Origin of the sequence: Lawsonella clevelandensis, from assembly GCF_001293125.1 — a bacterium.
In the GTDB taxonomy this organism is placed as follows: Bacteria; Actinomycetota; Actinomycetes; order Mycobacteriales; family Mycobacteriaceae; genus Lawsonella; species Lawsonella clevelandensis.
In genome coordinates this window covers 1746926-1773271 of sequence record NZ_CP009312.1, presented here as the reverse complement: position 1 = coordinate 1773271, position 26346 = coordinate 1746926, and the positions used below count along the sequence as shown (strand labels likewise).

Genomic DNA, 26346 nt, shown 5'->3' with positions numbered 1-26346 from the left:
TTTCGACTTATAATCGAAAACTATGTGGAATGTTACCAGCAGAATGGAAGTACGAGTAGCTATCTTCCAGGTGAGGCGCCGCAGTGTCGATGACGCCTGGGAGCTCTGCGTCCTCCTCTGGCAACAGGCACGTGCACTCGTAGACCCCCACTCCCCCAACGGTCATGTCCCAGTCTGGTCGCTCCCTGGTGGCTGGCTCCGTGATGACGAAACCATTACCGAATCCATGAGCCGGCAACTCTCGGAGAAAGTCGACGTCCACACCCTTTCTCACCTTGAGCAGCTGAGCGTCTTTTCCGATCCGGGACGGCGGCGGGACGGCCGCGTCATTGCCGCCACTTTCCTGGGGCTCATCCCCACCACTGCTTGTCCACAACTACCCGCTGACACAGCATGGATCCCGGTCTCCCAACTGCCGCACACCACCGCCGACCATGCGGACATCATCGCTGCCGCGCAACATCGACTTGTCAGCAAATTGGGCTACACCAATCTGGGGTTCGCACTATCCCCACCAGAGTTCACGATCTCCGAACTCCGTGCCATTTATGAAGCTGCTCTACACTACCGGGTTGATGCCACTAACCTGCAACGCACCCTCCAGCGTCGACATGTTATTGAACCCACGGGGGACACAACAACACCCGGCGCCGAAGGAGGCCGTCCGGCGCGCCTCTACCGGTTTGCCCATACACACTGTGAAGTGACGGATGCAAGTGCCATACTGCGTCCACCTGCCACCAAGCCAGAAGACCCCTCACAGTAAAGATCAACAGAGCTGTTGTAGGAAATCGCTCTACTAGTGTTCAAACAGGTAGGACGATATCTCGCCGTGGCGTGAACACCGCGCTGTCCAACCGTTGGGAAGAACTTGAGTCACCATTCGACGGCCACACAGTGGGCAGTAGCGGAAGGGTTCAAGGCCCAGTTTCGCGGCTTTAAAGGGTCGTGGCACCCCTTGAGCAAGATCAGTTCCGCGGTAGGGATCAAACGCATAGGGTTTGCCGCGCAGCAGGTGGTCCCGCAATTCGGTGCTGGTTACTGCGCGCATTAGGGCACATCTTTCTTTTCCCGAATGGGAATGTGAAGTTCGGAGAGCATGTCGAGGTCACTTTCCGCACTGCAGCCGAGCGTGGTGAGGTAGTTCCCGGCAATAAAGCCATTAATACCGCCCGTTAGACCATCACGCATACCTTCCTCCCCCAAGGTAATTTCACGTCCGCCGGCGAACCGGATAGTGGCCTTCGGGAGTGCGAATCGGAAGGCTGTAATAGTGCGAAGAGCATCTTCCATGCTGACGAGGGGATGGTTTTCGAAAGGTGTTCCAGGACGGGGGTTGAGGAAGTTAATGGGAACTTCGGTGGGGCCGAGCTCGGCAAGCTGGGTGGCGAATTCAGCACGCTGTTCGATACTCTCCCCCAAGCCGATAATGCCGCCGCAGCACAGTTTGATACCGCGGTCGCGAACTCGTTCCAGCGTTTGGCGTCGAACCTCCCAGCTGTGGGAAGTGACGACATTGGGGAAGTAGGAACGGGCAGTTTCAAGATTGTGGTTATACCGGTGGATACCCATCGCAGCCAGTTCGTCTGCTTGCTCGTCAGTCAGCATTCCTAATGAGCAGGCGATGTGAATGTCCACTTCGGCCCGGATAGCTTCCACTGCTGCTTTGAGCTGACTCATCAGCTTTTTATCGGGACCACGGACGGCGGCGACAAGACAGAACTCGGCTGCACCGGTCTTTGCCGTGTGTTTGGCAGATTCAACTACAGCTGGGATATCAATCCAGGCGCTGCGTACGGGGGACTCAAAGAGCCCAGATTGTGCGCAGAAATGGCAGTCCTCGGGGCAACCACCAGTTTTGAGGCTGACAATTCCTTCGAGTTCAACTTCGCGGCCGCACCACTTCTCGCGGACTTCTTGAGCGAGGTCAAGGGCTTCTCGGATCCGGTCAATCGGCAAGGTAAGAACGTGCACGAGGTCAGGTTCAGGAAGTGCGACACCAAGGTCTAAAGCGTAGATGCGGGCTCTTTCTAACACATCCTCAGGAAGCTCTGCAGGGGCGGGGAGCACTGTAGTCTGTGTTGTATTCGCTGCTGCAACATCGGCGAGAGGTGGCACTGCTGCCGTAGAATTACAGTATGACATAGCTCTCATTGAACACCGTTTAAGCGTCAATTTCTACTTCCTATGAAGGACATGCCATGTCGCAGCTTTCTCGTGACCTCATCGTGCATGCTGCTATTGATATCCTGCAGACCTATGGCCTACAGGATCTCTCAATTCGCAAGGTTGCTCGCCAACTAGGAGTTCAGCCTGGGGCACTCTACTGGTACTTCCCCAACAAACAAGCACTCCTCGGTGCAGTGTGCTCCTACATACTCTCCTGCGATAGTCCTTCCCTCGAGCCTCCCTTACCCGCCATTCACCTCACCACCAGCTCCGCCTGGGCTCAACACGTGGCGACAGTGGCGGAGGATCTCCGTACCCGCGCTCTTTCCTTCCGGGACGGTAGCGAATTATTGAGTGCCGCGCTCGCTGCCCAGACTGCGCATTTCCCACAGTTAGATCTCCTGACTAGCTACGTCAGCGAGGTCAGTTCAACTCCACAGGTACATGCCCGGGCACTGCTGCTCTTCATTCTTGGAGCACTCGTCGATGAGCAAACCCGCCGACAACTCGCAGAACTAGCAGATACAGACACGTCCACCGACGCATCAGCAGATATTCTGTCAGCTGGTCTCAGCGCAATTACGGCTGGGCTCACTGTCTAGAAGCTTCCCCGGAATCACACCACGGAAGCTGACTCCACCACTGGTCACCTGCTGCTGCCACACTGCCCGACTGCTGCGGCTGGAACTTCCCTACCCCACATGGGATTCTACCGATAACTGGCACCCCCGTCAGTCGGAGTACTTCGTCCGCATTAAGCCGCATCGGAAGATCAGGATTTTCTGACCACGTCCCAAAGACAATTCCAGCTAATGACAATCCTGCGCGCTGTAGTTCGCGCCAGGTGAGAACGCACTGGTTCAGCATTCCTAAATGAGGTTGAGAGACGAGCAGTATGAGCACCTCATGTGCGGTGTTTCGACGCGCCGTTTCCTGTGCTATCTCCACGAGCGTAGTCGGTGCACCGCACGACTCCTCTCCCAACCCAACCAGTAGACCACCGGCCCCTTCAACAAACAACACATCGACGTCTCGGGCTGCCTCCTCAATAACATCGGCAAAGTGGGCCGCATCCCACAACTCCATTCCAGCGCGACGCGCGGCCATATCCGGGGCTAGTGGTTCGGGGTACCGTATCCCCTCCCACACCGGGAGGGGCGCCGGTGTCTCCGCAGTTTCTCCCAACAGGGCACGCACAACAGCAACATCCCCGCAGTCTCCGCACTCGGTATAGCCGAGAGAGTTTTTCTCGACGGCCACTTCCCCCGTCTGCGCCGGTTTGATAAGGCCTACCTGAAGATGGGGGGCCCGTACACGGGTAGCTGCAATTGCACTCGCGGTGGTGATGGTCTTTCCAACATCAGTGTTGGTTCCCGTCACGACAACAATCTTCGTCATTCTTCTCCTCGTTTCCGAGACTCTCTGCAAGGCACAAGATGCGTCTGCGCTGTTTACACCGTGGCAGTTTGTGCAGCCGCAACCATCCCACGACATATGGTGGCGATCTGCTCATCGCTGCAAATAAAAGGCGGCATGCAGTAGATGAGATCCCGGAATGGGCGCAGCCAGACACCCTCCCGCAGCGCGGCTGCCGTTGCCGCATCACAATTGAGAGCAGCTGGACTTACCAATTGGATAACCCCAATTGCCCCTTTTACACGCACATCTGCGACTCCTGGAAGATCACATGCTGCCGCAAGGCCACGCCGTAGCTCTCGTTCAATCCGCGCTGCCTGGCCCTCCTCGACAGCTGTCACAGCTAGCGAGCAAGCGGCTTGACCGATTGCGCAGGCAAGCGGGTTGGCCATAAAGGTTGGCCCATGCATGAGTGCACCGGTACCAGTAGAGATTGTCTCCGCAATGTCGCGGGTGGCAAGTACCGCGGCAGCTGTGAGATAACCACCCGTCAAGGCTTTGCCAACGCACATAATATCGGGGGTGCACCGGCACGCATCAGCGGCGAACAGCGTGCCAGTCCGTCCAAAACCCGTAGCAATCTCGTCAAAGATGACAAGAACCTGGTGACGGCGACACAGCTCAGTAAGTCCTCGCACGAGTTCTGGTTGATGGAAGCGCATACCTCCTGCACCTTGCACTACCGGTTCGATAATGCAAGCCGCAAGCGTGCCGGCACGTTGTGAGAGGACCCGTTCCGCCTCCGCGAGGTACTCTCCGATGGAGCTCTCCAATGGACCGGGCCGGAGGCTAGTCTCCTGGTCCGCGGGTGGCACCGGGAGGAACACCTGAGGCTGCACAATGCCTTGCCATAGTGTATGCATCCCACCCTCTGGATCGCACACACTCATCGGGGTGAAAGTATCTCCATGGTAACCACCGCGCCACGTTAAGAGTTGTGTTTTCCGATGCAGGGACGTGTCGGTGTGGGAGCGCCAATACTGCAGCGCCATCTTGACGGCGACTTCTACCGACACAGAACCAGAATCACAGAAGAAGACACTGTGTAGCCCAGCAGGAGCCAGGGTGAGGAGTGTATGTGCGAGGGTCGTTGCCGGCTCATGCGTGAGACCACCGAACATGACGTGACTGAACGTGTCGATTTGATGGTGCGCAGCCGCATCAAGGGTGGGGTTCCGATACCCGTACGCAGCTGCCCACCATGAACTCATTCCGTCTAAAACGTGGCAGTCGACCCGGGCATTCTGAGTTTCTTCTTGAAGAAAACCGGAATCAATATTGAGAGTGAGATAGGGGCCTTCTGCAGCAGTGACAATGTGCTGGGGTGGGCCGGGAACTGGGCTATAGGGGTGCCAGACATGGTCGCGATCAGTTGTCACGATGGCGTCTACAGAAGTCATAGTCCGTCAACCTTCCATACAGAATTGAACACTGTTCTATTATGCTCCGCTCGTTTTACTCCCCCTTAACTTCCTTGTCAATCGACCCCGCCCCAAATCCAATGCAGGTTTTAACCGCCTGTAACGGTAGGATGTGATAAGCGACTGCGTTTTTGCAACGCCTTCCGCAAAAGCATATTGAGCAGGCGCGACTCCGTTAGGAGAGCGCACATGACCCTGAAGAATCTGATTACGACAGACATGGCACGAAACGACAGCACTTCTTCCCCACAACCATCTAGCCCTGCGGCGCGCCCCCCAATCCCCCAGCATCGACATGCCTACCGCTATGACCTCGACGGTCTCCGCGGACTCGCGATCGCGCTGGTGGTCATCTTCCACATTTGGTTCGGTCGAGTCTCTGGTGGTGTGGACGTCTTCCTGACGCTCTCCGGCTTCTTCTTCATCGGCTCCCAGATGCGCAACGTCGACCGCTACGGCAGCCTCAACCCGCTCCGTGCCATCTGGAAGACCGCACGACGCCTCCTCCCCACCATGGTGGTGGTCCTCGCTGCCGTCGGTATCGGCGTTATCTTCATTTTCCCCCGGACCCGCTGGGCGAACGTAAACGACCAGGTCCTCGCCTCCCTCTTCTACTTCCAGAACTGGAAACTCGCCGAACAATCCGAAGACTATGCGCAGGCAGGCGCCGCTGTCAGCCCCCTGCAGCACCTCTGGTCCATGTCGGTACAAGGCCAGTTCTACGTCATTATCATCCTGCTCTGCTGTGGCCTCGGATGGCTGCTCCACCGCTTCTGGCCCGGCAAATCAATCTTTACCCCGATGGCAGTCATTCTCGGCATCGGTACTGTGCTGAGCTTCATCTACGCTCTCTACTTGCACCGCGAAGACCAGATGCTCAACTACTACGACACCTGGTCCCGTATGTGGGAACTCTTCCTCGGTGGTCTCCTCGCCACCGTCATGCACAAAATCCAGATACGTAACCACTGGGTACGCTGGTTCCTTACCGTCATCGGACTTTTCGCCATCTTTACCTGTGGTCTCATCTTTAATGGCGTCAATGAATTCCCTGGCCCCTGGACGCTCTACGTCTTGATCGCCACCGTCTTCCTCATCATCGCCGGACAAGCGCCCGAAGGAGAAGAGCTCACCTGGCGCAACGCCCCCTTCACGGCCTTCCTTGCCTCCAAGCCGCTGCGCGAACTCGGCCGCCTCGCTTACTCCCTCTACATGTGGCACTGGCCAATCCTCATCCTGCTGTGCACCCAGCTAAAACGCCAGCACCCCTCGAACAAGATCGGCATCTTCGTCGTCGTTGTCAGCCTCGTACTGGCGTGGTTCACGCATCACTACATCGAAGAACCGCTGCGTATGAAGAAAAAGCACCCGGTCGTCGCTCAAGATACTAACGTCGAGAAACCCTCCTGGAATGCTCGGCTGGGAGCTGCCCTCCGCCCCAAGCGCAGCTGGTTGAGCTGGAAAGCTATCGCCGGCACCATGGTCGTCATCCTCACCTTCTGCCTGGTGGGCTTCCACATCACCTGGAAGCGTTACATAACCAGCCTCGATGGACAGATGACTCTCGTTCTCACCGCAGACTACCCAGGCGCCCGCGCTATTACCGAGAAAATGCCGGTACCCAAGGGCGTGGCATACGAACCTCGCCCCATCGATGCGGACCGTACCCTCCCTCTCTCATCCTTTGATGGATGCATCTCCAACTTTGAAGATTCTGAAATCCACACTGTCAAACTATGGAGGCAGAACAAAGGACGCCCGTGCGTCTACGGCGACGTCAACGCAGAACGCTCTATCGCTCTCGTCGGAGGCTCCCACGCAGAACACTGGCTCACTGCCCTCGATATCCTAGGCCAGCGCGAGCACTTCCGTGTCGATGTCTACTTCAAGATGGGCTGCCCGCTTATGATCAGTGGCATGATCGATCTTCCCACCAACGGCAAACCCTACTACAGCTGTCTTGAGTGGGGGAAAAAGGTCTACAAGCGTATCCTCGAGAAGAAGTACGACTACGTCTTCAGTACCGCCACCCGCCCCACTACCCTCACCGGTGTGGGACCAGACATGGTTCCGGACTACTACGTTGACCTGTGGCGCGCCCTTGGTAACGACGGCATCGAAATGATTGCCGTTCGCGATACCCCCTGGTCAACTCGCGACGATCAACCAGCCAACGTCCCCGACTGCCTTGAATCCGGTGGTAATGCCTACAGTTGTGGCATCCCCCGTGATCTCGCTATGGCGCCGGTGAACCCGGCAATTGCGGCATCCCGCGGGCTCGACAATGTTCACCTGATGGACTTCACCGACGATCTCTGTCCGGGCAACCTCTGTCCCGCCATTATCGGCAACGTCATGGTTTACCACGACATGCACCACATGACGCACTCCTTTGTGCAGTCCCTCGTTCCCGTATTTGCCCGCCAGCTCAACAAGATCACCGGATGGGGTCCCGTCACCCAACCCGGCAAAGATCTCAACACCACCCCGTACCCCGGCACCGCTATCCTGCCCACCCCTAGCAGTAGCAGCGCAGAAAGTAGCCGCCGTTCCCGCTAGTACGGTCTCACACCTTTGAGACCCCGCCCCGGAGTAACTCTCACAAGGAGACATCTATGAGCGCACCCACTACTGGCTCTCTGAAACCCGGAAAGCCCGCCCCTCTTGGATCCTTCTACGACGGGTCAGGAACCAACTTCGCACTGTACAGTGCGGCAGCACACAGTGTGACCCTCTGTCTCATTGATGACGACGGCACAGAGCACCAGATTCCGATCACCACTACCGATGGGTATGTCTGGCACATCTACGTCTCTGGAATCGCGCCCGGCCAACGCTACGGATACCGCGTCGACGGGGACTGGGACCCCCACCACGGAGCACTGTGCAATCCCAGCAAGTTTCTCGTCGATCCCTACGCCAAGGCTTTCGACGGTGACTATCAACCCCACGACGCTCTCCTGAGCTACCAGGTTGGCACACCCGACGTCCGCAACGAGGAAGATTCTCTCCCCTACTCCATGACCTCCGTGGTAGTTGCTGACTTCTTTAACTGGGGGGATGACCATCGCCTTCGACACCACATGGCCGACACCGTCATCTACGAAGCGCACGTCCGAGGCCTCACCGAACGCAACCCCGACGTACCCGAAGAAATCCGTGGCACTTACGCCGGCTTGGTCCACCCCAGCGTGCTCGAATACCTCACCGACCTTGGTGTCACCGCCATCGAGCTACTCCCCGTACACCAGTTCCTGCACGATCGACGCCTCCTCGAGATGGGACTGTGCAACTACTGGGGGTACAACAGCTTCGGCTTCTTCGCACCACACCGGGACTACAGTTCGCTCAAGAACCCCGGCGGTCAGGTAGCTGAGTTCAAGAATATGGTGAAAACCTTCCACAAAGCCGGCATCGAGGTCATTCTCGACGTGGTGTACAACCACACCGCGGAAGGCTCTGTTGAAGGCCCCACACTCAGCTTCAAAGGCATCGATAACCTTGCCTACTATCACGTCAGCAAGGACAACCCCAGCTCCTACGTCGACTTCACCGGCTGCGGTAATAGCGTCAACATGCGCCATCCCTACACGCTGCAGCTCGTCCTCGACTCCCTCCGCTACTGGATCGAAGAGATGCACGTTGACGGCTTCCGATTTGACCTTGCCGTCACTCTTGCCCGCGGCGATGAGGCGGTGAACATGTGGGGCAACTTCATCTCCGCTGTCCAGCAAGACCCCGTACTCTCGCAGGTTAAGCTCATCGCAGAACCCTGGGATCTGGGCTACGGCGGCTACCAGGTGGGCGGCTTCCCCTACCCTTGGAGTGAATGGAACGGTAAATTCCGTGACACGATGCGCGAGTTCTGGTGCGGTAACCCGGATGTTCTCGGCGAATTCGCCGGGCGTCTCACTGGCTCCGCGGATTTATACGCTCACAACAACCGCCGCCCCTTCAACTCCGTCAACTTCATTACCGCCCACGACGGCTTCACCATGCGCGATCTGGTGACCTACAACCAGAAGAACAATGGCGCCAACGGCGAGGATAACCGTGACGGAGAGTCACACAACCGCAACTGGAACTGTGGAGTGGAGGGCCCCAGCGACGAACCTAAGATCCAGGCCTTACGTCTCCGGCAGCAGCGCAACATGCTTGCTACGCTCTTCCTCTCCCAAGGCACTCCCATGCTGCTCCATGGTGACGAAGTGGGTCGCACACAAGGCGGCAATAATAACGTCTACTGCCAGGACAACGAGATTTCCTGGGTGGACTGGGAGGCTGCACAAGACCCCCAGTGGGCAGGATTGCACAGCTTCACGCAGGCTCTCATTGAGCTCCGTCACAAGCACCCCATCTTCCGCCAGAGCAACTTCTTTACGGGTGAGAGCGTCCCCGCAGACTCCCCCACAGAAAGCCATCTTAACGACACCAGCCAGGGGCTACCAGACGTTATCTGGATGACGCCCAACGGTAAAGAAATGGAGCCGGCGGATTGGGATAACGCCTTCGCTGCTAGCATCATGGTGTTCCTTAATGGCCACGCCAATGCCACTCCCAACCCCTTAGGTGGTCTCCACGGCGATTCCTCCTTCCTCATGCTGTTCAACGCCTCACACGATCCATGCACGTTCCATATCCCCGATGAGCTGTGCGAGGCAGACGGCAACGATTGGCACTTCGTTCTGAATACGGCAGAAGAAGTACCGGAGCACCCAACTGGTGAGATGCCTGCCGAATCAATGGGGAGCACCTGGCCCAATGGTGAAAAGCCGGAAGACGCTGGTGCTGGTGACACTTCTGCCGCCACAGGAGTAGAAGGTGATGTCTCAGGCGCAGAATCTACCGCAGCGCCAGAGCTACCAGCTGGCAGCAGTGATCCGGACACTTTCCCCGTGTCCATTCCCCTGGCCGCCGATGACGTTGCTGATGGCTTGGTGACGGGCAAAGTGGGCACCGAAGAGACGAACCTGCTGGTTCTCCCCCCGCACACCTTCGTACTTCTCGAGCAGGAACCCTAATCACTCGTCGTGCTCTGCGGCGCTACTGGTTGACAACGTACCAGTAGCGCCGCACTTATTTCGCGCACAAAAAGCACCTGACAACTGGTCAAATGACTACGCAGAGCGGAGAAATGGTCTTCCAACTCGGCAAAGAGCAATCTGACAAGAAGGCGTACAGAGTGGCTGCCAGATGAAAAGGCAACCATGTTGCAGTACCTTGTGGGCCGGCCTAGATTGACTCTCAGAGTCGGTTTAGCATTCTGCTAAACAACGCTAAACCCTCTCTTCTCTCCCGAAATAACCGTACATAGGACTTCCCATGACCTCTCTCAGCCATCGCTTTACTGCTGCCCTCTGCGCTTCCGCAATGACACTCAGCATCTCGCCGGCCTTTGCGTACGCCAGCACCACTGCAGCATCTGATGATTCTGCTACTTCCTCGAACAGTATCCCCGGTTACCCCCGTGACGAATTCGGCGGCCTTCGCAACAAGACCTCCGACAAGTGGGGCATGCCGAACCAGGGTATTGGCCCCATCCAGACTAACTTCCCCGCCGCATCCAAATACTCCAAGGAGCACAATGGCACTGCCCCCAAAGGCGTGAACGACTTCTCCTGCAAGCCTAGGTACAAGGATGCTCTCCCCATCATCCTCATCCCCGGCACCAATGAAGATGCCTACGCCACCTGGGCCTACTACGGTCCGATGCTGGCCAAGGCCGGTCTGTGCGCCTACACCTTTAACTACAACCCAGGCCCCGCCATGCCGGGTGCCTTCGTCGATCCCAACAAGATTGACGAAGCTCTTCCCTTCAACGGCGATATCAAGGCTTCCGCACAGTTCCTCGGCGTTTTCGTCAACTACGTCATGAAGCGCACTGGTGCCAAGAAGGTTGACTTCGTTGGCCACTCCCAGGGCGGCGGAGCGCTCCCCAACGCCTATATCAAGTGGTACGGCGGCGACAAGACCGTACGCCACACCATTGGTCTGGTTGCTTCCAACCACGGTTCCTCCCTCTACGGCATTGGTCGTACTATTGACACAGCCGGTCTGAACGACCAGTGGCAGAAGCTCTTTGACAAGGTCAATCTATCCGCTGACGGTCAGCAGACTATGGGCTCTGGCTTCGTCAAGGAACTCGAAAAGGGTGGTATCACCATGCCCGATGTGAAGTACACCGTCATCACCACCTACTTCGACGACGTTGTGACCCCCTACACCCATGACCTCATCAAGGAACCGGGCGTCACCAACATCGTCATCCAGGACCTCTGCCCCATCGACTTTACCGACCACTTCGGCATGACCTACGACCCGGTTACCTACCAGGTTGTGGAAAACATGCTCACCGGTCGTAACTACAAGCAGATCACGTGCACCTTCGTGCCGCCTTACCTGCAGTAGGACAGACTACCTGGTGATAGCGACGAGTCGTCTCTCCTCCTCGCTATCTGCCACCTAGAGAAAAGAAGCGAGCTCCCCGCTTTACTGTTGGCACTCGCGCATTTTCCGCCCTGTCCGGTACGGTTCCCGAGAACCGGCCGACAGGGCGGAAATGTATTCCTGAAGAAGTTCTGCCTCGCCGCGCTGCGCTACTGCCGCCACAAGAACCGTGGCCAATGGGTCTGTACGGCGCGAGACCTCTCCTGTTTCTGGGCACACAACATCCAGCCCCACCCCATAGATCACGTCCACTAGGTCGATGCCTCTGCCCCGTAAATCAGCCTCCCACCGACCCACGTCAGCAATAGGCGCCTCTACTGACCACAGTTCCACGGATCTCCGAGACACTATACGTTTGGTTTGCTGGGCAGCTGCCAGCCCCGCAACAACTGCATCGGTGTACGCCCGTACAAGGCCACCGGTGCCCAGCAATACCCCACCAAAATAGCGAACGACAACGGCACAGACATTGACTAGCCCCTCGCCCCGCAGTACCGCGAGCATCGGGCTACCCGCGGTACCGGAAGGTTCCCCGTCATCACTGGAGCGTTCCCGCACCTCCCCTGTTCCTTCTCCAATACGGAAAGCAGTACAGTGATGACGGGCAGTGGGATGCAGGTGACGGATTTCCGCGATGAACTCCCGGGCGTCGTGCTCAGTTTCAGTCCGCTGTAGATAGCAGAGAAACCGCGACCGCTTTATCTCCAGCTCCGCCGTAATGGTAGCTCCAGAGCTCACCCCATACGACAGGTCCATCGCTGCCACCAGCCCGCCGCTAGGTCAGGTATTCGTAGGCAGGAGTTCCCGGCAGGAGGCGTTCACAGTCAATGCCACTCTCCTCCATCCGGTGCAACAGTGCGTGCAGGCCGGTGGCTGTCCCCAGTTGAATACCCACCAGCGCAGCACCAGTTTCTCGGTTGTTCCGCTTCACATACTCAAAGAGGGTGATGTCATCATCCGGCCCTAGGACACTGTCGAGGAACTTCCGCAACTGGCCCGGCTTCTGGGTGAAGTTCACCAGGAAGTAGTGTTTGAGACCTTGGTCCACGAGAGAACGTTCGATGATCTCGCTGTAGCGAGAAACATCGTTGTTACCACCCGAAATGATGCAGACGACCGAGCTTCCGGGAATGAAGCGCAAATGGTGCAGGGCCGTGACGGAGAGCGCCCCTGCCGGCTCTGCGATAATGCCCTCATTCTGGTAAAGCTCCAGCATTTCAGTACAGACCGAGCCTTCTGCCACATTGATGAGATCAATCATCTTCCGATGCCCATCGAGCACCGCATAGGTAACGTCGCCACATCGCTTCACCGCAGCACCATCAACAAAAGGATCAGTATCCCCGAGCGTAACGGGGCCACCCATATCCAGAGCGGCCGCGACACAGGCAGCACCGGCGGGCTCAACGCCCACAACTTCCGTCTTGGGGTTCTTTCCGGAGAGGTAAGTGACGACACCAGAGAAGAGTCCGCCGCCGCCCACTGGCACGACAAACATGCTGGGCTCTTCACCGATCTCCGCAAGCTGTTCCACCACCTCACGGGCAATGGTTCCCTGCCCAGCAATGGTGCCAAGATCGTCAAACGGGGCGACCCACGTGGCACCGGACTCTTGTGCATCCTGCCAGGCGGCAGCAGCTGCATCATCAAAAGAGTTACCAGTGACGACCAGCTCGACGGCGTCACCACCGTGGTACATAATGCGGTCGCGCTTTTGCTTCGGTGTATTGGAAGGAACAAAGATGCGGCCCTTTACACCGAGAGTCCGGCACGCGTATGCCACGCCCTGAGCGTGATTACCAGCAGATGCGGCAACCACACCAGCCTGGCGCTGTTCCTCGTTGAGCTGAGCAATGACGTTGTAGGCTCCACGAATCTTGTAGGAGCGAACGCCTTGAAGGTCCTCTCGCTTCAGGTAAATCTTGGCGCCGGTAATCTCGGAAAGCCTCGGCGAGTACTGCAGCGGAGTGCGTTCTACGACTCCACCAATTGTCTTAGCAGCCTTCTCTACATCAGCAGCAGTAGGTAGGACAACCTGGGGGTTTGAGAGTTCTTCGTTCACCACCCCATTATCGCACTAAACGCAGTGACTGCCGAAAACCGCCTTCAAATCGGAGATGAGTTCACTACTGCTCTGGACCTGCAATGCGTCCGACAGGGCCAACCGCTGAACCCTCCCCTCGGCTTCCAATGTCACCATCACCGGAGACGGTCCCGGGTGGTGAGTCAGGATGTCCTTCAACTGCGCGAGCAGTTCAGGAGTGCACATCTGGGTTGTCAGACGCAGATTAAACACCGGCGCCACACCTTCTCCACCCAAGTCGGGGACGGTGAGATCATCGCCGAAAAGACTCATCCGGTCTTCCCGAATGCTCACATGGGCGGTAACAATCACCACCGCGTCTTCCACAATGTCCATCCCGATCTTTTGGTACAGACGCGGGAAGAAGAGCACTTCTACACCACCCTGCAGATCTTCAATGCGGATGATGGCCCACGGCTCGCCCTTCTTGTTCACACGCCGGTCCACCGACGCGATGATGCCACCGATCACCACAGATTTACCGTTCGGCAGCTCACCTTCCAAGATGGTCGCGATTGAAGTGTCCGTCCGCTCGTGCAGGGCAAGCTCTAGACCATCCAGCGGATGGCCGGACACATAAAGGCCCAGCATTTCTCGTTCGAGTGCGAGTCGATGCTTCTTATCCCATTCATCATCGGGGACGTGCACTTCAAACGCACTCGTAGCGGCATCGCCAGCATCGGCTCCAAATCCGGCAAAGAGATCAAACTGGCCGGCTGCGGCAGCCTTCTTCGTCCCTACCACTGAGTCAATGGCATCGGAGTGCACAAGGTAGAGGCCCTTGCGGGAATGCCCGAGCGAATCGAAGGCTCCCGCCTTGATGAGGGACTCCGTCACTTTCTTCGTACAGGCTGTTTGGCCAATCTTGTCGAGATAATCAGTAAAGTTGGTGAATTCCCCCCGCTCCTGGCGGGCCTCCACAATCTCTTCGACTGCCTGCTCGCCAACGTTACGAACGGCTCCTAGGCCAAAACGAATATCCTGGCCTACCGGGGCGAAGTTCCAGATCGACTCGTTCACATCGGGTTGTAGTACGCGAATGCCCATGCGCCGGCAATCAGACAGATAGAGTGCAGTCTTATCCTTGTCATCGCCAACAGAGGTCAAGAGCGCGGCCATGTACTCAGCTGGGTAGTTGGCTTTCAGGTATGCCGTCCAGTAGCTCACTAGCCCGTAACCGGCTGCGTGGGACTTATTAAACGCATATCCGGCGAACGGAAGAATGGTCTCCCAGAGCACCTTGATGGCCTCATCGGAGTACTTCCGCTCCCGCATGCCAGCCTGGAAATTATCAAATTCTTTCGCCAGCACTTCCGGCTTCTTTTTACCCATGGCGCGTCGAAGAAGATCTGCTTGGCCAAGGGAGTAGCCTGCCACCTTCTGAGCGATCTGCATGATCTGCTCTTGGTAGACGATGAGACCGTAGGTTTCCGCCAGAATATCTTTCAGAGGCTCATCAAGTTCGGGGGAGATAGGCTCAACTGGGGTACGCCCATTCTTGCGATCTGCGTAAGCCCAGTGGGCACCTACGCCCATAGGGCCAGGGCGATAGAGAGCCAACGAAGCCACAATGTCATTGAACCCGGTGGGCTCCATCTTTTTGAGCAGTTCCCGCATGCCCCCACCGTCAAGCTGGAAGACCCCAAGGGTGTCGCCACGGCGGAGCAGCTCATAGGATTTGTCGTCAGTTAGTTCGAGTCGATCGAGATCGACCTCTTCCCCGTTGCGATTCCGCTTAATATTCTCAAGGGCATCCCCAATGACGGTAAGGTTGCGGAGCCCGAGGAAATCCATCTTCAACAGCCCAATGGCTTCACACGATGGGTAATCCCATCCGGTGATGAGAGCGCCATCCTGTGCTCGCTTCCACATCGGGATACACTCCAGGAGCGGCTCACTGGACATAATAACGGCACACGCATGCACACCTGCCTGCCGTACCATTCCTTCCAGTCCGCGGGCGGTCTCGTAGATGCGGCGAACGTCAGGGTCCGTTTCGATGAGGCTACGGATCTCCGCAGCTTCCCCGTAGCGAGGGTGCTCCGGATCCATAATGCCGGAGAGCGGAATATCTTTCGCTCCTTGTGCCGGTGGCAGGGCCTTCGTCATCCGATCGGCGATAGCATATCCGGGCTGCCCGAACTGCACACGGGCGGAGTCTTTAATGGCAGCCTTCGTTTTAATGGTGCCGAAGGTGATAACTTGAGCAACTTTGTCTGCCCCCCACCGGTCAGAAGCGTAGCGAATCATCTCGCCGCGCCGCCGGTCATCGAAGTCCATATCAATATCGGGTGCGGACGGACGTTCGGGGTTGAGGAAGCGTTCGAAGAGCAGACCGTGCTCGACTGGGTCAATGTTGGTAATACCCAGGGCGTAGGCGATCAGTGCACCAGCTGCTGAGCCACGGCCTGGCCCCACTTTAATCCCGAGTTCACGGGCATGAGTGACGAGGTCTGCCACTACCAGAAAGTATGTGGGGTAACCCTTCTGGACAATGACGTCAATCTCGTAATTAGCACGTTCGATGTACTCTTGGGCAACTCCGTTGGGGAAACGCCACTCGAGACCCCTATGTACTTCGTGGCGGAGCCAGGACTCCGCGTCATGTCCTGTCGGCGTATCAAAGCTCGGCATACGGTTGTGGTATTTCCACACGTTCGAGTAGTCCTCGACACGGTCGGCGATCCACAGAGTGGTGTCGCAGGCCCCCGGCACTTCTTTATCCCAGCGTGCCCGAATCTCTTCCGGCGGAATGAGGTAATAACCGTCCCCATCGAATTTGAAGCGGGTGGGGTCCGACAGCGTCTTCCCCGTCTGTACACAGAGCATGGCTTCGTGTGCCCGGGCTTGGTCTTGGGTGACGTAATGGCAGTCGTTGGTGATGACGGGCCGCATGCCCATGTCCTGGCCCAGTTTCAGGAGGTCTTCACGGATCCGTCGCTCAATGTCGATACCGTGATCCATTAATTCGAGAAGGAAATTCTCCTTCCCGAAGATACTCTGCCATTTTTCTGCTGACTCATAGGCTTCCTTCACCTGGCCCAGCCGCAGACGAGTTTGGATTTCCCCAGAAGGGCAGCCGGAGGAGGCGATAACGCCACTCGCGTATTGGGCAATAAGTTCCGCGTCCATACGGGGCCATTTGCCGAGTTGGCCTTCATAGGAAGCGAGGGACGAGAGACGGAAGAGGTTCCGCAGGCCTTCCTCATTTTCTGCCCACAACGTCATGTGGGTGTACGCGCCCGAGCCCGAAACATCGTCACCGCGTTGGGAGGGATCGCCCCATCGTTGGCGGGTCTTGTCAAAGCGGGAGCCGGGTGCGATATAGGCTTCAATACCAATAATGGGTTTCACGCCTGCGGCGGTGGCGGCTTTGTAGAAGTCGGAGGCACCGTACATATTGCCGTGGTCAGTCATCCCCACTGCGGGCATACCGAGACGATTGCACTCCTCCATGAGCGTATCGATCTTGGCCATTCCGTCGAGCATGGAGAACTCGGTGTGGTTATGGAGATGGACGAATGACGAGTTGCCCACTGCCATCTCCTCTCCTACCTAGATATCATCGGTTTAGTAATCTGTCCTGCGTATATATTGAACAGCGCAGCTGTTTTCTGGGACTGCTTAACGACGTTAGACGTGATTCGGACGTGCTGCTGTGAACGTCCGTAGCTCAGTCTAGTAGACTGTCGCAGCATCATCAGCGCCCAGCAGGCCACGTCGGCAGTTAGCTCTCGGCGCGCAGCGATTCGAGTGCGATGGCAAGATCCTCGGGGTAGTCGCTCTCAAACTCGACCCATCGGCCATCCGCCGGATGGGTAAACCCCAATTTCTTGGCATGCAACCATTGTCGCTCTAGACCGAGTTTTGCGGAGAGCGTGGGGTCGGCCCCATAAGTAGGGTCACCCACACAGGGGTGGTGAAGTGCCGAGAAGTGGACGCGGATTTGGTGGGTACGTCCCGTTTCCAAATGGATGTCAAGGAGGGTCGCCCGGCGGAACACTTCCAGCGTGTCATAGTGCGTAATGGATGGTTTGCCGTCTGCCCGTACACAGAAACGCCAATCGTTTCCGCTGTGTCGACCGATGGGAGCATCGATAGTACCAGAGAGCGGATCCGGGTAGCCTTGCACGATGGCATGGTAGGCCTTTTCAACCGTGCGGTCGCGAAAGGCCTGTTTGAGAACGGTGTAGGCGTGCTCTGAGGTCGCAACTACCATAGCGCCGGAGGTACCGGCATCAAGGCGATGGACGATCCCTTTTCGCTCCGGCGGGCCGGAGGCCGTTACGCGGTAGCCAGCTGCCGCCAAACCACCAATGACGGTCGGCCCACTCCACCCGACGGAGGGGTGTGCAGCGACACCAGCAGGTTTGTCCACAACGACAATATCGTCGTCGGCATACAGCACATGCATACCGGGGACAGGCTCCGCGACGACAGTGAGAGGTTGAGGGGGATCCGGCAGAGTGACTTCGAGGAAGCCTTCCACCATTTTGAAAGACTTTCCGATTGTGCTCCCGTCGAGGGTGACGTTCCCTTCTTCAGCGAGTGTAGCGGCCGCACTGCGCGAGACACCCAAGAGACGAGAAAGTGCGACATCAGCACGTATCCCTACGAGGCCGTTAGGTACTGGCATTGCACGATAGTCACTCATGCCCGGACACCTGTGCGTTATCGGTTGTAGAGCCATCCTGACGGGGCACACCGGTGAGTTTCTTCCCCCCGATAATGCAGATAACGACAATGATGACGCCAATGGTGACAGCACTGTCGGCAATGTTGAAGACGGGGAACTTACCAACAGAAATAAAATCCACAACATGCCCAGAGAAGGGTGCGGGTGGGCGGAAAAGTCGATCGTAGAGGTTGCCGAATGCCCCTCCCAGAATAAGAGCAAGTCCGGTTGCCCATGCAGCGTTGGTAGCGCGCCAGAGAGCAGAGGCTACCGCAGAGATAATCATCATGCTGATGATCGTGATAGCCACAGTGAATTTCTCCCCGAGACTGAAAGCGGCACCAGAGTTGAGAACATGAGTGATGTGCAGGATACCCCACGAGGTGTGGGTTTCTCCCACCGGAATGGTCGCAACCACCCATGCTTTCGTCAGGTAGTCGGCCACGAGGATAATGCCGGCGAGGGCGAAGAAGAGACTGCGCCGCTTAGCTGCAGCCCGGCGCGCGGTGACATCAGCAGGCAGGTGTGGGAGCGGCTGCTTCTTCTGTGAGGTGGGCACTCTTGGCACGTTCTCCTGAGGTGAGAGTGGTGGTGGGGGTAATGGGGCTACGTCGAGCACACTGCGGGAACACTATCCGGCATAAGGAGCGAGATGGTGTTGCAGACGTAGGACTTGGAGACCTTCCACTTCTTCTTGTTGTAGACGAACTTTACCTCGCTGCCCTGGGCAGGTTGACCGGGGATGGCCATTTCCACATGTACAGTGCGGGTAGTGGGGTCGACTGGGATGATCTGGCCAGACAACGTAATGGTCGCCTTCGATTCTTGCTTGGCCTGGGTGATCTTTTTGAAAAGCTCCGGAGATTTTTCTGCACCTTGTACCGTGTCGAGTTTCTTGTCAACAGGGACCTTGGGGTCGAGTGCCCGGTCCAGGAGAGCCTGCAGCTGTTTGAGGGTGGGTTCGGGGATAGCGGGACGTTTGAGGGAGCTCATCGCGGCGCTACGGCTCGCTTGTACCTCGGGCGGTACGGAGGTGGTGCACGCGGTTAACGACACCGCCGCGGTAACGGCGATGAGGGCCGCGCCGATGCGTCGTGCAGTCATGAGGCTCCCACTGTGATCCAAAGTAACGTTCTACAGTCACATTACTCGTTTTTCGACGATCTCTCCGCTTAGCTCCATTTTTCCTTGTCTGGCAGGTCGCTATTGACCTTTCTGCGTAAAACCCACACTCTTAAAGAGTGAGTACTCCACGCATTGTGGTGTTAACGACGGGTGGCACCATCTCTAGTACAGCATCTACCCCTCTCCCTACTGGTACGTCCAGTGGGATTCGACCTGCCTTAAGAGGCCACGATCTGCTACGTGCGTTGCCCGCCGATCACCCCGTTGTCCACGCACTTAGCGATGCCGTGATAGAAGTAGTAGATATCTACCAGAAAGATTCCTCACAGTTGCAGCCTGCTGATGTCGATGCGGTGACGGCTGCTGTGGTAGCGGCTTTGCGTAACGGTGCTAGCGGTATTGTGGTGGTGCATGGAACCGACACCCTGGAGTCAATGGCGCTGTGGTTGCAGATGGTCTGTCCACTTGGCGACTACCGATGTCCACTCGCTGTGACGGGGGCGTCATTCCCCGCCGATAGCGTCAACCCGGACGGGCCACAGAACCTGGCAGATGCGCTCCACTTTGTGTTGCGAGACGATAGTGCAGCTGCAGTACATGTTGTCTTTGCTGGCCGCGTGTTGCCCGCATGGGGTGTTGTGAAGATCGCCACCGACCAGCAGGAGGCATTTGCCAGCGTTAGCCCCGAGATTGGCCTGCAAATGCCAGTTCTGCCCACTGTGACGCTGCCACTCCGCCCCACACCTCTTTTAGCTGCCGACACTCCGCTGGTACGAATTGTGACTAGTGATTTTGGGGATGACGGTTCTCTGTTGCGATTTGCGGCTACTCCATCACCAGATAATCCTGTGCGGGCGGTCGTCGTGGAAGCGTTGGGCAGCGGTAATCTGCCGGTCGCTGCGGCCCGGACGTTATGCCAGCTGCGGGCTGCCCATCCTGAGGTGGCAGTGGTGGTGACGACACGTGTTCCGTTGGGGAAAGTGGAGGCTGTGTATGGCTGCCCTGGCGGGGGTGCCGATCTAGCTGCCGCTCAGATTCCCCTTTGCCCTTACTTGCGGGCGCCACAGTGCCGAATGGTGGTGCTTGCACTACTGCAGGCAGGCTATGCGGCTGCGGAGATTGAGCAGGTGTTCCGTGCGGCAGCACAGTGTGCGAATGTTCACTCTTCGGTACGCCGGTAGAGTTCCTCCTCTGGCCAGTCGAGGCACAGGAGTGGGTCAGCAGGGGTGAGGTCGACGGTTTCTTCCGCGAACGTACGGGCGCGGCCTGGACCGGTGGTGCGCGTCTCAAATCGGACCGTCACTTTTCCTCGCCCAGCCCCCTGTACCCATCCGAACCCGTATTCAGGGTGGAGAACATCCATTCCGGCAGACCAACGGGGACGGGCTGGCATATGGAGAAGGGTGCGCTCTGACCCATACACGCCTTGCCCCGTGGAACCAGGGAGGAAAGCGGAGGAGGCTAGTGCGCCGTCATCCCGTTCTTCCTCGATCCGAACTTCCCAGTCAAGTTCGGGAAACAGGGATTCCTGTTGAATGCTGGTGAGCCCAGAAAGGCTGACCCCTACCAATCGGCAAGCCCCCACCTGCTGTGGGTCTAGGGCAAGGCGGTGGGCGAGTGTTAGGAGAGTTCGCAGATCGGTGGTGGCGTAGGGCAAGGTGGCGGAGCGGGAGACAATGGTCATGTTGACGAGTTTTTGTTTGACGGTCACGGTTCGTGCGGCCCGTCCATCGTGGAGGAGACGGCGGTGGGCATCATCCCCGTTATCGTCAATTGCTGCCATAATCCCGGCTTTGTCTGTGATGTCGGTGCGGTAAGTGGATTCTGAACTGATTTGCTTGGCGATCGCACGCTCGTGGACGGGGCGGTTGTCGAACCCGCGCGCTAATGCCTGTAGTTGGCGCCCTACTGCTGAACCGAGGAGAGCAGTGGCATCCCGTTCCGGGAGGTCAGCAAGATCCCCGATAGTGAGGATGTCCTCGTGTCGGAGCTTCGCTTCACTGACAGGTCCCACTCCCCATAACGCACGGACGGAGAGGGGACGGAGGATCTGGTGCATGCGAGATGCGGGGATGAGCTGAACACCATCTGGTTTGGCCATCCCAGATCCGATTTTTGCGTACTGCTTCCCCACCCCTGCGCCAAATGAGAGGCTCAGTCCGATCTCTTCGCGCACGATCTTCTGGAGCATCTCGCAATACTCCAGCACCTCGTAGCCCGTACAATCGCGTAGCTCTGCCGGTTCGAGAAAGGCCTCGTCGACGGACAGCTGCTCAATCACTGGCACGTAGTTTTGCAGGAGTCGGAAGATGCGGTGGCTAACGGTGCGGTACACCACACCACGCGTGGGGACGACGACGCCCCGCGGTTCGATCAGCCGGGCCGCCTAGTGCATGGGCATTGCAGAATGACAACCTAGAGCTCGTGCTTCATAGGAGGCTCCCGCGACGACACCTCGCTCCGACCGTCCCCCGACCAACACGGGGCGTCCTCGCAGCGTCGGGCGGGTGAGCTGCTCGACAGAGCTGAAGAAGGCATCCATATCACAGTGCAGTACCCACCGATACTGGCGGTTGGCCAGATCATGGTCGGTCAAAGGATATGCGCTGCTCACGCTGCCAGTCTAAGGCATTGGCAGCTGTCAGAGAGAAGCGGAGGTCGCCCCAGGCATTTCCGGAAATTACACCAACCTGCCGTTATGCTGGAAAGTGAAGATAGTGGGCGCTCTTTCTATCCCCTCAGTCGCCCTAGCTTGGAGAAAAAATGGAATTCATTGAAAAGGCGGCCCGTGCTCTCTGGCGTGCATGGCTCGTTGTGGGCGTGCTTGCCCTCCTTATCGGTATTGTCGCCGTGGCGTGGCCGGGTGGCACCGTGAAGGTGGTCACCATCACCTGTGCCGTCGGCATTATCATCGGCGCGCTCGCTATTATCGCCTTGTCCTTCGCAACGAAGGGAGTGTCCCCCGTCTGGGGTGTTGGCGTGTTCTTTGGCGTAGTTGGCCTTGCCATCGGTATCGCTGCAGCGGTGAACCCCGACACGTTCAGCGTGGTACTGGCTCTCATCTTTGGTCTGGTCGCACTAATTTCTGGCATTGGCAACATTGGTGCTGGCAGCATCTCTGCCGTCGCTGGTGTGGGCTGGCCGGTGATTGTCAGCGGTATTGCCCAGATCATCATCGGTCTGCTGCTCCTCATCTCGCCCTTCACGTCCCTCATCGGCATTGCCTGGGCCCTGGGAGTACTGGCAATTGCGCTGGGCATCACCATGCTGGTGTCTGCTCTGGTCATTCGCCAAACGCTGGCTAAGAATGGCGAAAACGTGTCTCTGATAGGCCGTTAGTGTCAACCACCCAGGTTTCACCTGGCTAGTGATGGGACACAAAGGGCCCCTCCCCTGCTCATGGAGCGCCGGGAGGGGCCCTTTGATATGTCGACGGAGGGACTTCTGGCTAGTCGGCGACCTTGTGCAGAGCACCAGTCACGCCATCACCCAGGTCGAGTTCTCCACCCTTGTCCGGGCTGGTGAGCATCAGCTCTGTGGCGAGTACTTCACCGGCGATGAGGTCACGGTGTCGCTCTGCCCATGCTTGTAGTTTACTGGGGACTCCCAGAGTCAAGCTGATGCGGTCAGAGATGTCGAGGCCAGCGGCACGTCGACCATCCTGGATCTCACGGATTCGGTCCTTGGCCCAGCCTTCGGACTCGAGGTCATCATTGAGTGTCATATCGAGGATGACGAGTCCTGCACCACCGGGCAGGGCTGCCGTAGACTCGGGATCCTGTGCGACGAGACGTTGGGTGTACTCGGTGTCAAAGAGTTCGATGCCGCCAACAGTAGCGGTGCCGTCAGCGTGCACCTGGTAATCCCCAGTTTTCGCCGCTTTAATGGCTTTCTGTACATCTCCACGCAGTCGCGGTGCAGCCACTTTTGCATTGACCTGCAGCTGGAATCCGCCATAGGCGGCGACATCCTCACTAAGTTTCACCTCACGCAGGTTCATTTCCTCGGCAATGATGTCTGTGAACGGGGCTAGCGCGTCCACATGCGGGATCGCCACGGTGGCAGACAGCAGCGGGAGGCGCACACGGAGTTTATGGGCCTTACGGATAGAGGAAATCGTTGAGCACACCAGACGCACACGATCCATGGCGTCCACCAGCTCTGTATCGTGCGGTAGTAGATCTGCCTTCGGCCAGTCGGTGAGGTGCACTGACTCGCCACCGGTGAGACCACGCCACATGACTTCCGTAGCAAACGGCAGCAGCGGTGCAGCCAGACGGCACGTTACCTCGAGCACAGTGTAGAGAGTATCGAACGCGTGCTTGGCATCCTGGCTAGACTGTTCCCCCTCCCAGAAGCGAGTGCGGGAACGACGCACATACCAGTTGGTGAGTGCATCAATGAAGAGGCGAAGGGTCTCGCACGCGTTGGCGATGTCCGTATTCATCATCTGCTCAGTGAGGGTGTCCCGGGTCTCCGCCAGCTTCGCAAGAATGTAGCGGTCCAGCACATTGCTGCTGTCAGTACGGAAAGTAGCCTCTTCGGAAGCATACATCTGGAAGAAACTATAGGCGTTCCACAGCGGGAGCAGCGCCTGCCGAACCCCGTCACGAATGCCTTGCTCGGTCACTATGAGGTTGCCACCACGCAGAATTGGGGAGGACATAAGGAACCAGCGCATAGCGTCAGACCCATCGCGGTCGAACACTTCGTTAACGTTCGGGTAGTTCCCCTTCGACTTGGACATTTTGAGGCCGTCATTGCCGAGAACGATGCCATGGGCGACCACAGTCTTGAACGAGGGATTGTCAAAGAGAGCGGTAGCGAGAACATGCAGCGTGTAGAACCAGCCACGCGTCTGACCAATGTACTCGACGATGAAATCGCCCGGGTAGTGGGACTCGAACCACTCTTTGTTCTCGAAGGGGTAGTGTACCTGTGCGTACGGCATGGAACCGGATTCAAACCAGCAGTCGAGAACCTCAGGAACGCGACGCATCATGGATTGACCAGTGGGGTCATCCGGGTTGGGGCGAACCAGCTGGTCGATTTCGGGGCGGTGGAGGTTGGTGGGGCGGACACCAAAGTCCCGCTCGATCTCGTCGAGAGAGCCATAGACATCCGTACGAGGATAGCGAGGGTCATCTGATTCCCACACAGGGATTGGTGCACCCCAGTAGCGGTTACGGCTGATGTTCCAGTCGCGGGCATTGGAGAGCCACTTACCGAACTGCCCGTCACGAATATGGCTGGGGATCCAGTTGATCTCCGCATGGTTAAGTTCAACCATGCGCTCCCGGAACTTGGTAACGGCAACGAACCAGCTGGGTAGTGCCATGTAGATGAGAGGTTCACCTGAGCGCCACGAGTGTGGATAGGAATGGTCGATGGTTTCCTGCCGGAATAGCCGGCCAGCAGCTTTCAGATCCTTGATGACCCGCGGGTTAGCATCGAAGACCAGCAGCCCTTCATAGTCCGGCACGTCAGCAGTGAACTTACCGTCCATATCAACGGGTATCACCGGGGAGATGCCGAAAGCGTTGCAGGTAGCCATATCGTCTTCACCAAAGGCGGGAGCTTGGTGAACGACACCCGTACCGGAATCCATGGTCACATAGTCAGCCGGGAGGATCTGGAACGAATTCTCGTTGTCGGCAAAGTAGTCGAAGGCAGGAGTGTAGTGCAGACCGGCAAGCTCGCGGCCTGTCACCCGTGCCAGCACCTCCGGCTTTTTGCCGAGTTCGCGGGCGTAGGCAGACAGCCGAGCTTCGGCGAGGACGACGCGCATCCCAACTAGAGCCGCGGGGGCCTTCTCCCCCGCTACCTCTACCACTACATAGGATTCGTTGGGGTGCACAGCAATTGCGAGGTTTGAGGGCAGGGTCCAGGGAGTGGTGGTCCAAATGATGGCTGCCGCACCGTTAAAGGGGGTTCCGGCGAGTTCATGGTCCGCTGGGACACACAGCGGCATGGTGATCGTGATAGCCGGATCTTGACGCATCTTGTAGGCGTCATCCAGGTGGGTTTCCTGGTTGGATAGCGGAGTGTGCTCTGCCCATGAGTAGGGCAGCACTCGGAAGCCCTTGTAAATGAGTCCCTTATCGTAGAGGGTCTTGAATGCCCACAGGACGGACTCCATGTAGCCGAGGTCGAGGGTCTTATAGTCGTTCTCAAAATCGACCCAGCGCCCTTGGCGTGTGACGTAGTCTTTCCATTCTTGGGTGTATTGCAGAACGGACTTCTTGCAGTAGGCGTTGAACTCGGCAAGCCCCATGTCGTCGATCTCGGCGCGATTCTTGATTCCCAGCTGCTTTTCCGCTTCCAGCTCGGCAGGCAGCCCATGGGTGTCCCAGCCGAAACGACGGTCCACTTTGTAGCCAGCCATGGTGCGGAAACGGGGCACGATGTCTTTTACGTAGCCGGTGAGGAGATGGCCGTAGTGCGGAAGGCCGTTAGCGAAGGGAGGACCATCGTAGAAGACATATTCTTCGGCGCCTTCACGCTGTGCGATGGAGGTTTTGAAGGTGTTGTTGTCTTCCCAGTACTTCAGAACCTGCTGCTCGAGTTCCGGGAAGGAGGGGCTGGAGGTGCCTCGACCCTGGGTCATATCGACCTTGGGATAGGTGGCGCCTACGCCGGTCGTGGTTTTCTGAGAATCAGTGCTCATCGACGGAGCTACTCCTCGTGTCTAGCTACATGTGTCCGGGACACGGGGACGAGGCTGTAAGCTCCGCGGTACCACCCCGCTTGGTTGTAGCTCATCCACAACCCGCTTCGTTGGAGCTATGTCGGGCTCTCCCGTCCGGTTCTACTGGGCTAGACGCTGTTCTTCCGGAGACTCCCCGGTGATAGCCGGATCACTGCCAGGCCTTCATTCTACGTTTTCCCGCGCAAAAGTCCCAATAAGTGCTGCACGAAACCTCCTACCCGTCGGATGAACAATGGATAACTCGTTCACACACAAAACCCCGCACAATGCGTGCGGGGTTGCGAAAAGGCTATAGGCCGTA

At 57.6% G+C, this 26346-nt stretch carries 18 protein-coding genes and 1 pseudogene; 7 read left to right on the top strand and 12 right to left on the bottom strand.

What is annotated here, in order from left to right; genetic code table 11:
• Positions 1 to 22 precede the first annotated feature (22 nt).
• Positions 23 to 766, top strand: a complete 744-nt coding sequence (locus IY73_RS07585) for an NUDIX hydrolase (RefSeq protein ID WP_053962543.1) — start codon at positions 23 to 25, stop codon at positions 764 to 766.
• Positions 767 to 799: 33 nt separating this feature from the next.
• On the opposite strand, the gene bsaP is transcribed toward IY73_RS07585, so the two are convergent.
• Positions 800 to 1051, bottom strand: a complete 252-nt coding sequence (bsaP, locus tag IY73_RS08230; protein WP_082345538.1) for a biotin synthase auxiliary protein BsaP — start codon at positions 1049 to 1051, stop codon at positions 800 to 802.
• Positions 1051 to 2145: a biotin synthase BioB gene (bioB, locus tag IY73_RS07580; RefSeq protein ID WP_082345537.1), complete on the bottom strand. Its 1095-nt coding sequence runs from the start codon at positions 2143 to 2145 to the stop codon at positions 1051 to 1053. The genes bsaP and bioB overlap by 1 nt, the downstream gene beginning before the upstream one ends.
• A 56-nt stretch (positions 2146 to 2201) precedes the next feature.
• Here bioB and IY73_RS07575 point away from each other — a divergent pair, with 56 nt between their 5' ends.
• On the top strand, positions 2202 to 2771 hold the full coding sequence (locus IY73_RS07575) for a TetR/AcrR family transcriptional regulator (RefSeq protein WP_053962541.1): 570 nt from the start codon (positions 2202 to 2204) through the stop codon (positions 2769 to 2771).
• On the opposite strand, the gene bioD is transcribed toward IY73_RS07575, so the two are convergent.
• Complete coding sequence (gene bioD / locus IY73_RS07570; RefSeq protein ID WP_053962540.1) at positions 2761 to 3567, bottom strand: ATP-dependent dethiobiotin synthetase BioD; 807 nt, start codon at positions 3565 to 3567, stop codon at positions 2761 to 2763. The two genes, IY73_RS07575 and bioD, sit on opposite strands and share 11 nt — an antisense overlap.
• A gap of 53 nt (positions 3568 to 3620) precedes the next feature.
• Positions 3621 to 4985 carry an adenosylmethionine--8-amino-7-oxononanoate transaminase gene (locus tag IY73_RS07565; RefSeq protein ID WP_053962539.1) on the bottom strand — a complete coding sequence of 455 codons (1365 nt, stop codon included), beginning with the start codon at positions 4983 to 4985 and terminating at the stop codon, positions 3621 to 3623.
• Between the two features lie 210 nt (positions 4986 to 5195).
• Here IY73_RS07565 and IY73_RS07560 point away from each other — a divergent pair, with 210 nt between their 5' ends.
• The 3 genes from IY73_RS07560 (at position 5196) to IY73_RS07550 (ending at position 11414) form a co-directional block, all read left to right on the top strand.
• Positions 5196 to 7565, top strand: coding sequence for an acyltransferase family protein (locus tag IY73_RS07560; RefSeq protein ID WP_053962538.1), 2370 nt, complete (start codon positions 5196 to 5198; stop codon positions 7563 to 7565).
• Positions 7566 to 7621: 56 nt separating this feature from the next.
• Complete coding sequence (gene glgX, locus IY73_RS07555) at positions 7622 to 10027, top strand: glycogen debranching protein GlgX (protein ID WP_082346616.1); 2406 nt, start codon at positions 7622 to 7624, stop codon at positions 10025 to 10027.
• 301 nt (positions 10028 to 10328) lie between these two features.
• Complete coding sequence (locus IY73_RS07550; protein WP_053979158.1) at positions 10329 to 11414, top strand: esterase/lipase family protein; 1086 nt, start codon at positions 10329 to 10331, stop codon at positions 11412 to 11414.
• Positions 11415 to 11495: 81 nt separating this feature from the next.
• Here IY73_RS07550 and IY73_RS07545 read toward each other — a convergent pair whose 3' ends face one another.
• From IY73_RS07545 to IY73_RS07520, 6 genes are all read right to left on the bottom strand, one after another.
• A complete protein-coding gene (locus tag IY73_RS07545; RefSeq protein WP_082346615.1) occupies positions 11496 to 12209 on the bottom strand; it encodes a YigZ family protein in 714 nt (237 codons plus the stop codon).
• Positions 12210 to 12228: 19 nt separating this feature from the next.
• Positions 12229 to 13515 (bottom strand): threonine ammonia-lyase IlvA, encoded by a 1287-nt coding sequence (gene ilvA, locus IY73_RS07540; RefSeq protein WP_053962536.1) that lies wholly within the window; start codon positions 13513 to 13515, stop codon positions 12229 to 12231.
• Positions 13516 to 13530: 15 nt separating this feature from the next.
• A complete protein-coding gene (gene dnaE / locus IY73_RS07535) occupies positions 13531 to 17079 on the bottom strand; it encodes a DNA polymerase III subunit alpha (RefSeq protein ID WP_053962535.1) in 3549 nt (1182 codons plus the stop codon).
• A gap of 184 nt (positions 17080 to 17263) precedes the next feature.
• The gene (locus IY73_RS07530; protein ID WP_053962534.1) at positions 17264 to 18190 is read right to left on the bottom strand and encodes an RluA family pseudouridine synthase; all 927 of its coding nucleotides are present in this window, start codon (positions 18188 to 18190) and stop codon (positions 17264 to 17266) included.
• Positions 18183 to 18770 carry a signal peptidase II gene (lspA, locus tag IY73_RS07525; protein WP_053962533.1) on the bottom strand — a complete coding sequence of 196 codons (588 nt, stop codon included), beginning with the start codon at positions 18768 to 18770 and terminating at the stop codon, positions 18183 to 18185. Before lspA ends, IY73_RS07530 begins: the two co-directional genes overlap by 8 nt.
• Before the next feature lie 47 nt (positions 18771 to 18817).
• Positions 18818 to 19315 (bottom strand): hypothetical protein, encoded by a 498-nt coding sequence (locus IY73_RS07520; RefSeq protein WP_053962532.1) that lies wholly within the window; start codon positions 19313 to 19315, stop codon positions 18818 to 18820.
• A 137-nt stretch (positions 19316 to 19452) separates the two neighbouring features.
• Between IY73_RS07520 and IY73_RS07515 the strand changes: the two genes are divergently transcribed.
• Entirely contained in the window at positions 19453 to 20517 is a 1065-nt protein-coding gene (locus tag IY73_RS07515) for an asparaginase (protein ID WP_082345532.1), read from the top strand.
• On the opposite strand, the pseudogene IY73_RS07510 reads toward IY73_RS07515, so the two are convergent.
• Positions 20496 to 21878 (bottom strand): annotated as a pseudogene (locus tag IY73_RS07510) (DNA polymerase IV). The gene IY73_RS07515 and the pseudogene IY73_RS07510 overlap by 22 nt on opposite strands.
• A gap of 221 nt (positions 21879 to 22099) precedes the next feature.
• On the opposite strand from IY73_RS07510, the gene IY73_RS07505 reads away from it, so the two are divergent.
• The gene (locus IY73_RS07505) at positions 22100 to 22675 is read left to right on the top strand and encodes an HdeD family acid-resistance protein (protein WP_053962530.1); all 576 of its coding nucleotides are present in this window, start codon (positions 22100 to 22102) and stop codon (positions 22673 to 22675) included.
• Positions 22676 to 22784: 109 nt separating this feature from the next.
• Here the strand turns inward: IY73_RS07505 and ileS are convergent, their stop codons facing one another.
• Positions 22785 to 26003 carry an isoleucine--tRNA ligase gene (gene ileS / locus IY73_RS07500; protein ID WP_053962529.1) on the bottom strand — a complete coding sequence of 1073 codons (3219 nt, stop codon included), beginning with the start codon at positions 26001 to 26003 and terminating at the stop codon, positions 22785 to 22787.
• Positions 26004 to 26346 lie beyond the last annotated feature (343 nt).

Excerpts from the sequence above, each read along its gene's own strand:
- ileS (WP_053962529.1), bottom strand. The coding sequence starts at position 26,003 with ATGAGCACTGATTCTCAGAAAACCACGACCGGCGTAGGCGCCACCTAT.
- IY73_RS07585 (WP_053962543.1), top strand. The coding sequence starts at position 23 with ATGTGGAATGTTACCAGCAGAATGGAAGTACGAGTAGCTATCTTCCAG.
- IY73_RS07560 (WP_053962538.1), top strand. The coding sequence starts at position 5,196 with ATGACCCTGAAGAATCTGATTACGACAGACATGGCACGAAACGACAGC.
- IY73_RS07550 (WP_053979158.1), top strand. The coding sequence starts at position 10,329 with ATGACCTCTCTCAGCCATCGCTTTACTGCTGCCCTCTGCGCTTCCGCA.
- bioB (WP_082345537.1), bottom strand. The coding sequence starts at position 2,145 with ATGTCATACTGTAATTCTACGGCAGCAGTGCCACCTCTCGCCGATGTT.
- IY73_RS07565 (WP_053962539.1), bottom strand. The coding sequence starts at position 4,985 with ATGACTTCTGTAGACGCCATCGTGACAACTGATCGCGACCATGTCTGG.
- IY73_RS07520 (WP_053962532.1), bottom strand. The coding sequence starts at position 19,315 with ATGACTGCACGACGCATCGGCGCGGCCCTCATCGCCGTTACCGCGGCG.
- bioD (WP_053962540.1), bottom strand. The coding sequence starts at position 3,567 with ATGACGAAGATTGTTGTCGTGACGGGAACCAACACTGATGTTGGAAAG.
- IY73_RS07530 (WP_053962534.1), bottom strand. The coding sequence starts at position 18,190 with ATGAGTGACTATCGTGCAATGCCAGTACCTAACGGCCTCGTAGGGATA.
- glgX (WP_082346616.1), top strand. The coding sequence starts at position 7,622 with ATGAGCGCACCCACTACTGGCTCTCTGAAACCCGGAAAGCCCGCCCCT.
- bsaP (WP_082345538.1), bottom strand. The coding sequence starts at position 1,051 with ATGCGCGCAGTAACCAGCACCGAATTGCGGGACCACCTGCTGCGCGGC.
- dnaE (WP_053962535.1), bottom strand. The coding sequence starts at position 17,079 with ATGGCAGTGGGCAACTCGTCATTCGTCCATCTCCATAACCACACCGAG.
- IY73_RS07575 (WP_053962541.1), top strand. The coding sequence starts at position 2,202 with ATGTCGCAGCTTTCTCGTGACCTCATCGTGCATGCTGCTATTGATATC.
- IY73_RS07545 (WP_082346615.1), bottom strand. The coding sequence starts at position 12,209 with ATGGACCTGTCGTATGGGGTGAGCTCTGGAGCTACCATTACGGCGGAG.
- IY73_RS07505 (WP_053962530.1), top strand. The coding sequence starts at position 22,100 with ATGGAATTCATTGAAAAGGCGGCCCGTGCTCTCTGGCGTGCATGGCTC.